Here is a 14,825-nt window from a genome sequence, read left to right as displayed (position 1 = left end):
GACCGCTCCGAAAACGCCCGGATACCTTCATTCAACGGATTGTTGATTCCGTACAGTGGAAAACAGGAGGGTGCGGGATGGGTCAGAGGCGGCAGGAGAAGGTGGCGACGAGCCTCGCGGGCGCCGTCAGTGAGGAGATCAGCGCCTCCCTCGCACCCGTCGACGCCGAGCTGGAGCGCCGCTATCCAGGTGACCCGGGAACCCGCCAGCCCGTCCACACCGTGTACGTCCCCGGCGACGCCTTCACGGCCGGCACGATCCGCTCCTGGGGCGACCAGGCCCTCGCCGCCCTCGACGAACACGCCCCCGACGCCGCCGCCTTCGCCGCCGTCCTCGGCCTGCCGGACTCCCTCGCCGGGCCCGTCCACTCCCGGGTCCGCGCCAAGCTGGAGCGTGAACCGGTGGAAGACCTGCGCGTCGACTTCGAGGACGGCTACGGCCCGCGCCCCGACGCCGAGGAGGACGAGACGGCCGCCCGTGCCGCCCGGCTGATCGCCGAGGCGTACGCCGAGGGCACGGCGGCGCCGTACATGGGCATCCGGATGAAGTGCATGGAGGCCGCGGTGCGCGACCGCGGCATCCGCACCCTGGACATCTTCCTCACCGGGCTGATGGCCGCCGGCGGGCTGCCCGCCGGGCTCGTGCTGACCCTGCCCAAGGTGACCTACCCCGAACAGGTCACCGCGATGGTCCGGCTCCTGGAGGCCTTCGAGAAGACCCACGGACTTGAGCCCGGCCGGATCGGGTTCGAGATCCAGATCGAGACCAGCCAGTCCGTCCTCGCCACCGACGGCACCGCCACCGTCGCCCGGATGATCCAGGCCGCCGAGGGCCGCGCCACCGGACTGCACTACGGCACCTTCGACTACAGCGCCTGCCTCGGGGTCTCCGCCGCCTACCAGGCCAGCGACCACCCGGCCGCCGACCACGCCAAGGCGATCATGCAGGTCGCCGCCGCCGGCACGGGCGTACGGGTGTCGGACGGCTCCACCAACGTCCTGCCGGTCGGTCCGACGGCCAAGGTGCACGACGCCTGGCGGCTGCACTACGGCCTCACCCGGCGCGCCCTGGCCCGCGCCTACTACCAGGGCTGGGACATGCACCCCGGCCACCTCCCGACCCGGTACGCGGCGGTGTACGCCTTCTACCGCGAGGGCCTGGAGCAGGCGGCCGCCCGGCTCGCCCGGTACGCCGACCGCGCCGGCGGTGACGTCATGGACGAACCCGCCACCGCCAAGGCCCTCAGCGGCTACCTGCTGCGCGGTCTGGACTGCGGCGCCCTCGACACCGCCGAGGTGGCCCGGCTGACCGGTCTGACCCGGGCCCGTCTGGAGGGCTTCGCGATGCCCGGGCGCGGCGGCCCGACGGCCTCCGGCAAGTAGCGCGTACCGGTCAAGTCACGGCTTTTCCCGCCGACTTGAACCGACCCTGTCATCTCCCCGTACTCTGGTGCGCCATTCACGGACGGGTCATGAGGAACGGGGCTGTGGTGTCGGGTTCGTACGGACAGGCTGACGCGACCGGCCGCCTGCTGGCAGGGCGGTATCGGGTCGTGGCCCGGCTCGGGCGCGGTGGTATGGGCGTGGTGTGGCGCGCCGTCGACGAGGTCCTCGGCCGCGAGGTCGCCGTCAAGGAACTGCGCGCCTACACCGACAGCGCCGGGCCGGAACTGGCCGATCTGCGACTGCGGATGCAGCGCGAGGCGCGGGCCGCCGCCCGGGTGCGCCACCGCGGTGTGATCGTCGTGCACGACATCGCCGAGATCGACGGCCGGCCGCTGATCGTCATGGAACTGGTCGACGGCCCCTCCCTGGACGACCTGCTGCGCGAGCGCGGCACGCTCCCGCCGCACGAGGCCGCCCGCGTCGGCGCCGAGGTCATGGACGCCCTGGCCGCGGCCCACCGGGTCGGTGTCCTGCACCGCGACGTCAAGCCGGGCAACATCCTCCTCGACCGCTCGGGCCGGGTCGTCCTCACCGACTTCGGCATCGCCACCATGGCCGATCCCGGCGACGGCTCCGCCACCCACCTGACCGGCAGCGGCGAACTCGTGGGCTCCCTCGACTACCTGGCGCCCGAGCGGGCCAAGGGCGCGGCCCCCGGTCCGGCCTCCGACACCTGGGCCCTCGGCGCGGCTCTGTACGCGGCCGTGGAGGGCGCCTCGCCCTTCCGTCGTACATCCACCTTCTCGACGCTCACCGCGATAGTCGACGAGCCCCTCCCGGAGCCCCGCAGGGCGGGACCGCTCGCCCCCGTCCTCCGCCGCCTGATGGACAAGCGGCCCGAGGCCCGCCCGGACGCCGAGGAGGCCGGCGGGCTGTTGCGTGCCGTGGCGCGGGAAACGGTCCTGGACACCCCGACGACGGCCCTGCGGGAGCCCGCGCGGCCGGGACCCGGAGCCGGCGTGCCGGCGCCGCCTCCGGGACGCGGGCCGGCCCCAGGGGGCGACGACGCGGCCGGCGACGGGGCCGACGACGGACCGGCCGAGGTGACCGGCCGGGAGGCTGACGGCGGGCGCGTGCAGGGCTCTGTGGCGGCCCTCGGCCAGGGACCCGCCGAGGGCCCCGCACAGGGGGCTGTCGCGGGACCTGTGCACGGGCCCGCTCAGGGGTCTGCCGAAGGGGCTGTCGGGGCTGTCGAAGGGCTCGCTCGGAGGGCTGCCGGAGAGGCTGTCGCGGAGTCTGCTCCGGAGCCCGTCGGCCGGCTCGCCCCGGTGCCCGCCGCCGGACTCGCCAAGGCAGCCGGAGCTCCGGGGCCGGGGCTGCTGCCCGCCCGAAGACCAGACCCCGCGCCCCTGCCCGGCGCCCCGGAGGGCCCGCTGAGCCCCGCCCGGCCGAACCGCGGCGGTCGTCGCCGGGTCCGGCTGCTGGTCGTGGCGGCCGTCGCCGTCGTCCTCACGGCGACCGGGCTGACCGTCGCGTTACGGAACGACAGGGGACAGACGGCTCGGACGGACGCGGGGCCGCCCGCCCCGACCGCGCCCGGCCCCTCCGAGAGCGTCCGCGGCACCGGCGCCCGGCACCCGGCGGTCGCGGACCCCGTGGGACAGGGCGAGGAGACGGGTGCCGTACCGGCCCCCGGCGCCACGGCCGCCGGGGGCGGACCGGCGGACCGCGCCTCCGCCACACCGTCCTCGGCGCGGACCTCCGGCCCGGCCCCCACCGGCGGTTCCGGCACCGCCGGTGCCACCGCGACGGCCTCCGACCCCGCGACCGCCGCCGCGGTCTGCCAGGCCGCGGGCGACGGCACGTACACCTGCCTGGTGGGCAGCGGCGGCGCCAAGTCCTACACCGCCGACGGCGTCAAGGTCGGCAAGGTCGGCCAGGGCAGCCACTCCTTCTACTGCCAGGTCGACCTGGGCCGCCGGGAGACCCACGGCCGGCGGACCAGTGCCTGGTGGGCCGAGACGGACGACGACGAGGGCAACACCGGGGTGTACATCAGCGACGTCTACATCAAGGGCGGCGTCGACGACGGGCCGCTCCCCGGACTTCCGGTCTGCTGAGCACGGACGTACCGTTCCAGGCCCGACGCGACCGCCCACCTCCACTCCGCGAACAGCCGGGTGCCCCGCCGGCACAGCGCGGAGTCGGCCCGCGCCCGCGCGCAGAACTGCTCGGGCGTGCCACCGAACAGCTCTCTCAACTCGGCCGAGTCCGAGAGGAGCTCGGTGAGGAGTGCGCGCTCGCCGGGGTGGCGGCGGGGCGTGCCGGTGCCGTCGTGCAGCACGCCGTGCCGGTTGACGTACGCGTGCACGCCGGGGAGCGCCGTGCCGTCCGCGAGCGTGGCGCGTACCGCCGGGGCGGGCAGCCAGGCCCGCTCGAAGTTGCCGTTCGGCAGCGGTACGCCCTCGCTCGCGTCGATCACCTCCAGCTGCCGTCCGTCCAGCCAGAGGACGAACAACTCCCGTGCCGCCGAAGGGGATGCGACCGGTGACGCCGAGACGTAGCCGAGGCGGCTGACATGCGCGGAGACGCCCACGTCGAGGCCCGCCACCCGGGCACGCACCATGGGAATCGGCCCGCTGACGCCGAACTCGGCCATCTTGTGCTGGAGTTGAGCGGGAGAGGCGTTGGAGCCGACCGCGAGCACCGGTACCCGGCCGTCGCCGTGGACCAGGCCGTCGAGCGGCAGCAGCCGGTCACCGTCGAGGAGAGCCGAGTCGGGCGGCCAGGCGCCGGGGTAGGTCAGCGGATGGTCGCGCGGCGCCATGTGGAGCCCTAACTCGACGAGCGTACGGCCGGTCACGGGCGGCTCGAACCCGTGCGCGTGCGGCCGTTCGTAGGGCGGGTCGGCGGCGCGGGCGTCCGGTCCGTCATGCGCGGCTCAGTCCGCCGGGGGCAGCTCGCCCGAGCCGCGGGTGATCAGCCTGGTCGGCAGCTCGATCCGCTCCGGCGCCAGGAGGGTGCCGTCCAGCTGGCGGAAGAGCCGGTCGGCGGCCGTGCGGCCGAGCAGGGCCGCGTCCTGGGCGACGACCGTGAGGCCGGGGTGGAGCAGATCGGCGAGCTCGATGTCGTCGAAGCCGACGAGCGCGACCGGACGGGTCCGCTCGGCGAGGACCCGGATCACGGTGACGGTGACACGGTTGTTGCCCGCGAAGATCGCGGTGACCGGATCCGTCCCGGTCAGCATCTCCTCGGCGGCCCTGCGCACCCGCTCCGGGTCCGTCACCCCGAGCGAGGTCCACGCCTCCTCGACGGCTATCCCGGCGTCCTCCATCGCCGCCCGGTAGCCGCGCAACCGCTCGGCCGCCGTGTGGATGCGGGGCATGTCGCCGATGAACCCGATCCGGCGGTGGCCGTGCGCGATCAGGTGGGCGACCCCGTCCCGGGCGCCGCCGTAGCTGTCGGACAGCACGACGTCGGCGTCGATCTTCCCGGCCGGGCGGTCCACGAACACCGTCGCCACGCCCGCCCTGATCTCCGGCTCCAGATAGCGGTGGTCGTCCCCGGCCGGGATCACCACCAGGCCGTCCACCCGTCGCGCGCAGAGCGCCAGGGCCAGCTCCTGTTCGCGGTCCGGGTCCTCGGCGCTGGAGCCGTTGATGAGCAACGCCCCGTGCGCCCGCGCCACTTCCTCCACCGCGCGGCTCAGCGGGCCGTAGAACGGGTCGGCGAGGTCCTCGAGGACCAGGCCGATGCTCGCCGTACGGCCCTTGCGCAGCACCCGCGCGCTGTCGTTGCGGCGAAAGCCCAGTGCGTCGATCGCCTCCTGGACCCGGCGCTCGGTGTCCGGGGTCACCCCCGGCTCGCCGTTGACCACCCGGGAGACCGTCTTCAGGCCCACACCGGCCCGCGCCGCCACGTCCTTCATCGTCGGCCGGGTCCCGTAACGGGAGCCGGGAAGACGGTCTGCGCGGCGGGAGGTGTCGGGCACGATGCGGCGTCCTGTCCTGTCGTCCACGGGATGCATGGGCTCATGGGTTGTGTCTGGGCTCATGGGTTTGTATCAGGGATACACAGGCTCGTGGGTTTGTATGAGGATGTGGCGTCGAGCATAGAGCCTGGACAACGTTGTCAGATGCAAGGGAGACTGTCCACCGCAATCTCCGGCCTGCGCCCCCACCGCTTGACCGGCCTGTTGTGTCACTCGGCTACTCATGGTTGACGGGGAGAACTGACTCTGATGCACACCGACCTCGTGGCGGCCCTCGACATCGGCGGCACCAAGATCGCCGGCGCGCTGGTGGACGGTCACGGACGGATCCAGGCGCGCGCCCAGCGCGCGACACCCGCCCAGCAGGACGGCGAGACGGTCATGGGGGCCGTCGAGGAGGTGGTCGGCGAACTCGCCGGTTCACCTCTGTGGGGACGCGCCCGCTCGGTCGGGATCGGCAGCGCGGGCCCGGTGGACGCCTCCGCCGGCACCGTGAGCCCGGTCAACGTGCCCGGCTGGCGGGACTATCCGCTCGTCGAACGGGTGCGGGCGGCCGCCGGCGGGCTGCCGGTCGAGCTGATCGGCGACGGCGTCGCCATCACGGCCGCCGAACACTGGCAGGGGGCGGCCCGCGGCCACGACAACGCGCTGTGCATGGTGGTGTCGACGGGTGTCGGCGGCGGCCTGGTGCTCGGCGGCAGGCTGCACCCCGGCCCGACCGGCAACGCGGGCCACATCGGCCACATCAGCGTCGACCTCGACGGGGATCCCTGCCCCTGCGGGTCGCGCGGCTGCGTCGAGCGCATCGCGAGCGGCCCGAACATCGCGCGGCGCGCACTGGAGGGCGGCTGGCAGCCGGGATCCGACGGCGACACCTCGGCCGCGGCGGTGGCGGCCGCGGCCCGGGCCGGCGACCCGGTCGCGGTGGCCTCCTTCGAGCGGGCCGCGCAGGCGCTCGCGGCCGGGATCGCGGCCACCGCGACCCTGGTCGAGATCGACATCGCGGTGATCGGCGGGGGCGTCGGCAAGGCGGGGGACATCCTCTTCACGCCGCTGCGCAAGGCCCTCACCGACTACGCCACCCTCTCCTTCGTCCAGCGTCTGACGGTGGTGCCGGCCCAGATGGGCACGGACGCGGGCCTGGTGGGCGCCGCGGCGGCGGCGCTGGCCGCCAGGCCGGACGCGGAGGCGGAGGCGGCGGAGGTCTCGGGGATTTCGGGGGTCTAGGGACTCCGACGGCGGCCGCAGGGCCGTGCAGGAATGTTCAGGCCCGGTCGGCCGGGGTTCAGGTCCGGCCGACCGGGCCGAGGACGCGCGCGCGGGACCTCAGCAGGTGATCCGCGCGTCCGCCCAGTCCCCGTGGTCGGAGGTGATGCCGTCACCGCCGTCGGTGACGACGAGCCGGATCACCTCGGCGCCGGTCACGTCGGCGGTGAGCGGCTGGGCGGGCATGTCGGTGGTCAGCACGCCGGTCGAGGCGACCTTCGTACCGTCCGCCCAGACCTCGAACGAGACGGTGCCGTTGGCGGCTTCCTCGTCGTCCACCCCGACGTCCGCGGTGACCCTCTCGCACGTCTTCCCGGTGTAGTAGTCGACTTCGCTCTGGGCGTGGGTGCCGAGCCCCTTGGCGTACACCACCCCGCCGATGGTGATCGGATGTCCGTCGCCGGCGGCGGTCTCCCCGTTGCTCGTGTCGCGCTCCACCGGCCCCCAGCCGTTGCCGGCCGACAGCCAGGGCAGGTCGCTGAGGTAGGAACTCCCGGCGGGCGGCGGGTCCGCGACCGTCATGGTGAGGGTCGTCGTGCTCTCGGCACGTACTCCGGTCGGCGACCGGTAACTCGCCCTGAGCTCCAGGTCGTACGACCCCCTCGGCGTTCCTTGGGGAGCGGCCACCCGCCAACCGGTGCGCAGGGTGCGGCCGGTCGGCAGCGCCGGGGCCTTCGTCGGCGAGGTCGCCCGGACGGTCCAGCCCGCGGGGCCGGCGAGCGACACCGAGACCTTCCCGGCCGTGGTGCGGCCGAGGTCGGTGACCGACGTGGTGAGCTCCGACACCTTGCCCGGCTCGATGAACCTGCTGCCGTCCAGGCCGAGTTCGACGGCCGGGGGGTTGGCCGCCCAGCGCCGGCCGGCGGCGACCCGCACCAGGACGGTGCCGTGCGCCGGGACCATCGCGGAGACGGTGCCCGCCGTGTTGTAGCTCCGGTGCTGCCACAGGTCGCGCAGGGTGTAGGCGGGGGCCTTCGGAAGGCCGACGGCCGCCGCCGAAGTCGCGATGCGCTGTGGGGAGCCGGACTCGTTGAACAGGGCGACCGCACGGCTGCCGTCGCTCATCTCCTTGGCGACGACCCAGCGTCCGCCCTCCGAGGAGACCACCGTGCCCTGCTTGCCCAGCGGGTCCTGGTCGACGGCGATGACCTCCCTGTTGTCCAGGATGCCGAAGGTCGCCGCGGAGGCCTTGCGCAGGTCGGTGCCGATGAGCAGCGGGGCGGCCATGACCGACCACATCGAGAAGTGCGAACGGTACTCGGTGTCGGTCATCCCGCCGTTGCCGACCTCCAGCATGTCCGGGTCGTTCCAGTGCCCGGGCCCCGCGTACGGCGCGAGCGGCAGGTTCTGCTTGAGGATCGACACCATCGAGCCCCAGTTGTCGCTGATGTCCCCGGTGGTGCGCCACAGCTGGCCGACGTCGCCGGCCCACTCCCAGGGTTTGTTCTCGCCCCATTCGCAGATACTGAAGACGATGGGCCGGCCGGTCGCCTTCAGCGCGTCGCGCATCGTGGTGTACCGCTGCCTGGCGTCCACGCCCTGGTTGTTGCAGTTGTCGTACTTGAGGTAGTCCACGCCCCAGTCGGCGAACTGCCGGGCGTCGCTGTACTCGTGGCCCAGCGCGCCGGGGAAGCCGGCGTCGTTGCAGGTCTTGGTGCCTGCGCTGGTGTAGATGCCGAGCTTGAGGCCCTTGGCGTGCACGTAGTCGGCGACGGCCTTGATGCCGCCCGGGAAGCGGGCCGGGTCCGCGACCAGCTTGCCGTCCGCGTCCCGTTCGGGCAGGGCCCAGCAGTCGTCGAGATTGACGTACTGGTAGCCGGCCTTCTTGAGGCCCTTCGCCACGAAGAGGTCGGCGATGTCCTTGACCATGGCCTCGTTGAAGCCCGCGCCGCACTGCGTGGAGTTCCAGTTGTTGAAGCCCATCGGCGGGGTCGGCGCGAGACCGCCGGTCTGGGCGGGGGAAGCGGTCTGCACGTCGGCGACGGCGGGTGCGGCGAGGCCCGCCGCGCACAGCAGGGTCACAGCCAGTGCTCCGACCACTCTTCGGCGGGTCGTGCGGGTGTGAGGTTGACGCATCGTTACGTTCCTCCGACTCGCGAAAGCTGCGATGACGGCATGTACCCGTCACCACTCTGTGTGGTTATGTTAGAACCCGTCGGACTGTGGTGGACAGAGAGCGGAGATGATGGTTCGACGATTCATCGGGAGCCTGCTTGGTCCGGACCGGAACGAATCGGGTCATCCGATGTTCCGGTCGGCCGGGTGGAACTCGAGGACCGCCTCGGTCGTGCCGACGATGTGCGCGTCGAACCCGTCCAGCTGACCCCGTCCAGCTCCTCGGCGGGGACCCGGAGTCCCAGGATCGTTCTGCCGCCCGCCTGCCGTACGGACAGCGGCGGACGAACTCCGCCCCACCTTCCGGACCAGGCCGAGTGCCACGGGGCCGGTGGGGTGCCACCGGGGCGCGGCCGGGCGGGGGCGGTCATGGCGTACGGCTTCCTGTGCGCGTGCGAAGTTCTGGGCGTGCCGGTGCCGGTGCCGGTGCGGGTGTGCGGGGTGTCGGCCGGAGCTCCGGCGTCGTCGGCGGCGTGATCGTCCGGCCACCCGGTCTCCGCTCCGGCGGACCGTGTTGCTCCCCTCGCGGGTACGGCCGTGACTCCAGGCCGTCCGCGTAGTTGAGACGGGCATGAAGAAGCGCAGCATGCTCGCCATCGCAAGCCTGGCCACCGGTTTCGTCGTGGCAGCCGTCACCCCGTCCCACGCGGCCGACGCAGGCCCGCTCGGTGACCTGAACGTCTCGGGCGCCCTTGAGCACGTCGACCACATCGTCAGTCAGGACAGCTTGCAGACCGACCAGAACCTCCTGGGCCAGGAGTAGCCCCGCGCAGCGACAGCGGGCCACGGTGCCGGCGTTCCAGGCGAGGGACGCCGGCACCCGTCTGCGCGCCCTCAACGGGAACTGGTTTCCGTGGCAGTGTGGAGCGGGCAAGCCACAGGGGGCCAACAGAAGAGGGGGAGTCCGTGATCGTCTGGGTCAACGGCGCGTTCGGTGCGGGTAAGACCACCACCGCACGTGAACTGATCGAACTGATCCCGAACAGCACGCTCTTCGACCCCGAGCTCATCGGCGGGGCACTGACGCACCTGCTGCCGGCCAAGCACCTCGCCGAGGTCGGCGACTTCCAGGATCTGCCGATCTGGCGCCGGCTGGTGATCGACACCGCGGCCGCGATGCTCGCCGAGCTGGGCGGAACCCTGGTCGTTCCGATGACACTGCTGCGTCAGGAGTACCGCGACGAGATCTTCGGCGGCCTCGCCGCCCGCCGGATCGCGGTCCGGCACCTGTGTCTCACCCCGGCCGAAACGATCCTGCGCGAGCGAATAGCCGGCCGGGAGATCCCGCCCGACCTGCCCGACGGCGAGATGCGGGTCCGGCAGTGGTCGTACGACCACATCGAGCCCTACCGCACCGCCCTCTCCTCCTGGATCAGCGCCGACGCCCATCTCGTCGACAGCAGCGGGCTCAGCCCGTATGAGACGGCGGTGCGGATCGCGGGGGCGGTGAGCAGCGGCGAAGCCGTGGCATGTGACATAGTGCAAACCCCCGAACCCACCGCCGAGACCGTCGCCGCGGGCGTCCTCCTCTTCGACGAACAGAACCGCTTCCTCCTCGTGGACCCCACCTACAAGGCCGGCTGGGAGTTCCCCGGCGGTGTCGTCGAGCCCGGTGAGGCCCCGGCCAGGGCGGGGGTGCGCGAGGTCGAGGAGGAGACCGGGATTCGCCTGGAGGAGCTGCCGAGGCTGCTCGTCGTCGACTGGGAACAGCCCGCGCCACCTCGCTACGGCGGCCTGCGGCTGCTCTTCGACGGCGGCCGGCTGGACTCCGCCGAGGCCGGGCGGCTGGTGCTGCCGGGGCCGGAGCTGCGTGGCTGGCGGTTCGTCACCGAGCAGGAGGCGGCCGAGCTGCTGCCGCCGGTGCGCTACGAACGGCTGCGCTGGGCGCTGCGCGCCCGCGAGCGCGGCGCCGCGCTCTATCTGGAGGCCGGCGTCCCGGTCGGTTGACATTTTCTGATGTCTCGTCAAGTTTCCGCCGCATCCGTGATGTTGGCGGGAACTTCGGCATTTCTGGGCGTGTGTAGGGGACTTTGCCCGGCGTGGAAGGTTCCTGGAGGAAAACGAGGGTGAATTGTCGCCGTCCCGGTATGAACAAGAACGTGAAGGAGGTACACAAACGTTCTACCGTCGGTGCGCAGCTCAACTTCCTCGCGGCCGCCGGCCGCCTCGCACAGGCCGGTGAACCGCCGGCTGAAGGAGGGACATGCGCGCGCACTCTTCGGCCCTCACAAGGGGACTTGCACTGACCGCCGGGCTCGTCCTGGCACTCGCCGCCTGCAGCAGCGGGGGAGGCGGCGGGGGCAGCGGCGGCACGGGCACCTCGGCCGGTCTCACGTCCTGCGCCACCCAGGGCAAGGCCGACACCTGCAACTCCGGCGCCACCAAGGCCGGCGGCACGTTCACCTACGTCATCGAGAAGAACATCCAGCAGTGGAACGTGCAGGACACCAACGGCAACACCTTCGAGAACGCCGAGGCGCTGAGCGCCGTGCTGCCCCAGGTCTTCGTTCCGCAGCCGGACTTCAGCGTCAAGCTCAACACCGACCTGGTGACCTCGGCGGCCCAGACCGGCACCAGCCCGCAGACCATCGTCTACAAGATCAACCCCAAGGCGTCCTGGAACGACGGCACGCCGATCACCGCCGACGACTTCGTGTACTACTGGCGCACCAACGACGGCAAGGACTGCCCGCCGCCCCCCGCCGGCGACTCCACCCAGACCAAGGGCTGCCTGCCGCAGAGCACCGCCGGTTACGACCGGATCAAGTCGGTCACCGGCTCCGACGGCGGCAGGACCGTCACCGTCGTGATGGCCAAGCCCTACTCCGACTGGCGGCAGATGTTCGGCGCGGGCTACCCGCTCTACCCGGCCCACGTCGCCGAGAAGCTCTCCGGCGCCACGGCCGGTGACGCGGCGCACATGACCGCCGCTCAGATGACCCAGGGCTGGCAGTACTTCCAGAAGACCCCGCCCACCGAGTACGCGACCGCGGGGCCGTACAAGATGACCGAGTGGGCCGACAACGACCACGCCACCTACCAGCCCGACCCCAAGTGGTGGGGCAAGAAGGCCACTCTGCAACGGCTGATCTTCAAGGTCATCTCGGACGCCACCCAGGAACCGATCGCGCTGCGCAACAACGAGGTCCAGGGCATCTACCCGCAGCCCGAGGTGGACCTCGTCAACCAGGTGAAGGCCATCCCCGACGTCACCTACGCCATCGGCAACGGGCTGACCTGGGAGCACTTCGACCTCAACCTGCACAACCCGGTGATCGGCAAGTACCTGGCGCTGCGGCAGGCGATGTTCACGGCCATCAGCGTCAAGGACATCATGGCCAAGACGGTCGCCCAGTTCGATCCCGGCGTGAAGCAGCTCGGCAACCACAACTACGTGCCGGGCCAGGCCGGTTACAAAGACGTGGTGAGCGCCGGCGGACAGGGCTCGGGCAACCTCGCCAAGGCCAGGAAATACCTCACCGACGCCAGGTTCACCGGAGTCGGCACGGCCCTGAAGACCCCGGACGGCACGGCCGTCGGACCCTTCAACTGCCGCTACACCACCGGCAACCAGATCCGGCAGAGCGAGTGCCAGATCCTGCAGAGCGACCTCGCCGAACTCGGGATCAAGGTCACGATCAAACCGATCGGCGCCGCCGACCTCGGCACGGTCCTGGCCGGCCACCAGTACGACATCATCGTCTTCGCCTGGGTCGCCTCCCCCTTCCCGACCAGCAACGCCCAGCAGACCTGGTCGACCGGTGGCGGTGGCAACTACGGCGGCTACAGCAACAAGAAGGTCGACTCCCTGATCAGCCAGGCCGTCGGCGAGACGGACCAGACCAAGGCCGCGGCCCTGCTCGACCAGGCCGACCAGCTCATGGTCGACGACGCCTACGTGCTGCCGCTCTACCAGAAGCCCACCTTCCTCGCGGTGCAGACCCGGTTCGTCAACATGCGGAACAACTCCACCAACGTCGGACCGCCGTACAACGTCGGCGAGTGGGGCCTGAAGAAGTAGCCCCACCGGAGCCCGTCGGATCCCCCGTGCCCGGCCCCGGCGATCCCGGGGCCGGGTCTCCGCCTCCGCCTCCGCCTCCGCCTCCGCATCCGTGAGATCCGTGAGATCCGTGAGAGAAGACCGCATGCTCGCCTACACCGTGCGCCGCATCCTCGTCTCCATACCCGTCCTGATCGTCTCGACGTTCATCGTCTTCCTGGTCGTCGTCAACTCCGGGGACCCGGTGGCCAACTTCGCCACCTCCCGGCAACCGCCGCCCAGCAAGGCCGCCGTGACCGCCTTCGCCCGCCACATCCACGCCGACGAACCGGTCGTGGCACGCTACTGGAACTGGATCACCGGCGTCCTGCACGGCGACTGGGGTCCGTCCGTCCAGTCCAACCTGGACATCGGCCACGACCTTTTCACCCGCTTCCGGGTCACCGTCACCCTGGTCGCCGCCGCCATGCTCCTCGCCCTCGTGATGTCGATCGTCTTCGGCGTGTTCAGCGCGATCCGCCAGTACAGCGTCGCCGACTACACCATCACCTTCCTCGGCTTCCTGTTCCTCGCCATGCCCGTGTTCTGGTTCGCGGTCCTGCTCAAGCAGGCCGGAGTCTGGTTCAACCAGGAGACCGGCAGCCAGTTCCTCGGCACCATCGGCGAGAAGTCCCCGTACCTCGAAGTCGACACCACCTGGAACGAGTTCACCGACCGCGTCGGCCACCTCATCCTGCCCACCATCACCCTGGCCCTGGTCTCCTTCGCCTCCTGGACCCGCTACACCCGCGCCGCCATGCTCGAAGTCCTGGACAGCGACTACGTTCGGCTCGCCCGCGCCAAGGGGCTGCGCCGCGGCCGGGTGCTCACCCGTCACGCCCTGCGCACCGCGCTGATCCCGCTCGCCACCGTCACCGCCCTCGACATCGCGATCATCCTCGGCGGCGCGGTCATCACCGAGACGATCTTCCAGTGGCACGGCATGGGCGAGATGCTCGTCCAGGCAGCCACCACCCTCGACGTCTACCGGACCATGGCCTGGCTGCTGCTGTCCGCCGTCGTCGTCATCGTCTTCAACCTCTTCGCCGACCTCCTCTACGCCGTTCTCGACCCGAGGATCCGCTATGACTGACATCGGGGCACTCGGGCCGGCCGGCACGCGAACGCCGGGCGACGACGGCGAGTTCACCGTCGTGCAGCGCAGCCAGACCCAGCTCGTCCTGCGCCGCTTCCTGCGCCACCGGGCCGCGATGATCAGCCTGGCCGTCTTCGTGCTGATCGTGCTGTGGGCCTTCGTCGGCCCGCACTTCTGGCACTACTCGTACGCCAAGTACACACCCGACAATTCCCAGCCCCCCTCCCGGAAGCACCCGTTCGGCACCGACTCCTCGGGGTACGACGCCTACGCACAGGTGATGCGCGGCACCCAGACCTCGCTGAAGATCGCCATCCTGATCGCGCTCGGCTCGACCCTGGTCGGCGCCGTGTGGGGCGCGATCGCCGGCTTCTACCGGGGGCTCGTCGACGCACTGATGATGCGCATCGCCGATCTGGTGCTGACCCTCCCGCTGTTCGCGATCGCGCTGGTCATCTCCTCGCGCAGCGGCGGTTCCTGGTACTGGATCGCCGTGGTGATCGCCGGACTCACCTGGGCGTACGTGTCCCGGGTGGTGCGCTCGTCCGTACTGTCCCTGCGCGAGAAGGAGTTCGTGGAGGCCGCCCGGGCGCTCGGCGCCTCCGACACCCGGATCATCTTCCGGCACCTGCTGCCCAACGCGCTCGGCCCGATCATCGTGAACGCCACCATCCTGGTCGCCACCGGCATCCTCACCGAGACCGCCCTGTCCTTCCTCGGGTTCGGCGTCCAACCACCGGACACCTCCCTCGGGCTGCTGGTCGCCCAGGCGCAGACCGCGGTCGACACCCGGCCCTGGCTCTTCTACATCCCCGGCGCCTTCATCATCGCCATCGCCCTCACCATCAACTTCATCGGCGACGGACTGCGCGACGCCTTCGACCCCCGGCAGCAAAGGGTGCGACAGTGACCGACACGGGCAACCGCAAGGGC

11 protein-coding genes are annotated in these 14,825 nt (G+C 71.6%); 8 read left to right on the top strand and 3 right to left on the bottom strand.

The window, feature by feature from the left end:
- Positions 1-77: 77 nt before the first annotated feature.
- Positions 78-1,382, top strand: a complete 1,305-nt coding sequence (locus AB0P24_RS11450) for an aldolase/citrate lyase family protein (RefSeq protein ID WP_365792603.1) — start codon at positions 78-80, stop codon at positions 1,380-1,382.
- An 89-nt stretch (positions 1,383-1,471) separates the two neighbouring features.
- Positions 1,472-3,505, top strand: coding sequence for a protein kinase (locus AB0P24_RS11445; protein WP_365792601.1), 2,034 nt, complete (start codon positions 1,472-1,474; stop codon positions 3,503-3,505).
- Here the strand turns inward: AB0P24_RS11445 and AB0P24_RS11440 are convergent.
- Both AB0P24_RS11440 and AB0P24_RS11435 read right to left on the bottom strand, forming a co-directional pair.
- Complete coding sequence (locus AB0P24_RS11440) at positions 3,451-4,212, bottom strand: hypothetical protein (protein ID WP_365792815.1); 762 nt, start codon at positions 4,210-4,212, stop codon at positions 3,451-3,453. The two genes, AB0P24_RS11445 and AB0P24_RS11440, sit on opposite strands and share 55 nt — an antisense overlap.
- A gap of 114 nt (positions 4,213-4,326) precedes the next feature.
- Positions 4,327-5,412 carry a LacI family DNA-binding transcriptional regulator gene (locus AB0P24_RS11435; RefSeq protein WP_365792599.1) on the bottom strand — a complete coding sequence of 362 codons (1,086 nt, stop codon included), beginning with the start codon at positions 5,410-5,412 and terminating at the stop codon, positions 4,327-4,329.
- 213 nt (positions 5,413-5,625) lie between these two features.
- On the opposite strand from AB0P24_RS11435, the gene AB0P24_RS11430 reads away from it, so the two are divergent.
- Positions 5,626-6,603: an ROK family protein gene (locus AB0P24_RS11430; protein ID WP_365792597.1), complete on the top strand. Its 978-nt coding sequence runs from the start codon at positions 5,626-5,628 to the stop codon at positions 6,601-6,603.
- A 99-nt stretch (positions 6,604-6,702) separates the two neighbouring features.
- Here AB0P24_RS11430 and AB0P24_RS11425 read toward each other — a convergent pair whose 3' ends face one another.
- Entirely contained in the window at positions 6,703-8,718 is a 2,016-nt protein-coding gene (locus AB0P24_RS11425; RefSeq protein ID WP_365792595.1) for an NPCBM/NEW2 domain-containing protein, read from the bottom strand.
- Between the two features lie 610 nt (positions 8,719-9,328).
- Between AB0P24_RS11425 and AB0P24_RS11420 the strand changes: the two genes are divergently transcribed.
- From AB0P24_RS11420 to AB0P24_RS11400, 5 genes are all read left to right on the top strand, one after another.
- Positions 9,329-9,520 carry a hypothetical protein gene (locus tag AB0P24_RS11420; protein ID WP_365792593.1) on the top strand — a complete coding sequence of 64 codons (192 nt, stop codon included), beginning with the start codon at positions 9,329-9,331 and terminating at the stop codon, positions 9,518-9,520.
- Between the two features lie 143 nt (positions 9,521-9,663).
- The gene (locus tag AB0P24_RS11415) at positions 9,664-10,704 is read left to right on the top strand and encodes an NUDIX domain-containing protein (protein ID WP_365792591.1); all 1,041 of its coding nucleotides are present in this window, start codon (positions 9,664-9,666) and stop codon (positions 10,702-10,704) included.
- A gap of 256 nt (positions 10,705-10,960) precedes the next feature.
- Positions 10,961-12,778 carry an ABC transporter family substrate-binding protein gene (locus AB0P24_RS11410; RefSeq protein ID WP_365792589.1) on the top strand — a complete coding sequence of 606 codons (1,818 nt, stop codon included), beginning with the start codon at positions 10,961-10,963 and terminating at the stop codon, positions 12,776-12,778.
- A gap of 124 nt (positions 12,779-12,902) precedes the next feature.
- Positions 12,903-13,889, top strand: coding sequence for an ABC transporter permease (locus AB0P24_RS11405; protein ID WP_365792587.1), 987 nt, complete (start codon positions 12,903-12,905; stop codon positions 13,887-13,889).
- Positions 13,882-14,802, top strand: coding sequence for an ABC transporter permease (locus AB0P24_RS11400; RefSeq protein WP_365792585.1), 921 nt, complete (start codon positions 13,882-13,884; stop codon positions 14,800-14,802). Before AB0P24_RS11405 ends, AB0P24_RS11400 begins: the two co-directional genes overlap by 8 nt.
- Positions 14,803-14,825 lie beyond the last annotated feature (23 nt).

Source organism: Streptomyces sp. NPDC086519 (assembly GCF_040686075.1).
Taxonomy (GTDB): Bacteria; Actinomycetota; Actinomycetes; order Streptomycetales; family Streptomycetaceae; genus Streptomyces; species Streptomyces shenzhenensis.
Note: the sequence above shows the minus strand (reverse complement) of the source record. Positions and strands in the feature narration are given on the sequence as shown.

Coding starts and splice junctions, on each gene's coding strand:
- AB0P24_RS11430 (WP_365792597.1), top strand. CDS start 5,626: ATGCACACCGACCTCGTGGCGGCCCTCGACATCGGCGGCACCAAGATC.
- AB0P24_RS11405 (WP_365792587.1), top strand. CDS start 12,903: ATGCTCGCCTACACCGTGCGCCGCATCCTCGTCTCCATACCCGTCCTG.
- AB0P24_RS11425 (WP_365792595.1), bottom strand. CDS start 8,718: ATGCGTCAACCTCACACCCGCACGACCCGCCGAAGAGTGGTCGGAGCA.
- AB0P24_RS11445 (WP_365792601.1), top strand. CDS start 1,472: ATGAGGAACGGGGCTGTGGTGTCGGGTTCGTACGGACAGGCTGACGCG.
- AB0P24_RS11440 (WP_365792815.1), bottom strand. CDS start 4,212: ATGGCGCCGCGCGACCATCCGCTGACCTACCCCGGCGCCTGGCCGCCC.
- AB0P24_RS11420 (WP_365792593.1), top strand. CDS start 9,329: ATGAAGAAGCGCAGCATGCTCGCCATCGCAAGCCTGGCCACCGGTTTC.
- AB0P24_RS11410 (WP_365792589.1), top strand. CDS start 10,961: ATGCGCGCGCACTCTTCGGCCCTCACAAGGGGACTTGCACTGACCGCC.
- AB0P24_RS11450 (WP_365792603.1), top strand. CDS start 78: ATGGGTCAGAGGCGGCAGGAGAAGGTGGCGACGAGCCTCGCGGGCGCC.
- AB0P24_RS11435 (WP_365792599.1), bottom strand. CDS start 5,412: ATGCATCCCGTGGACGACAGGACAGGACGCCGCATCGTGCCCGACACC.
- AB0P24_RS11400 (WP_365792585.1), top strand. CDS start 13,882: ATGACTGACATCGGGGCACTCGGGCCGGCCGGCACGCGAACGCCGGGC.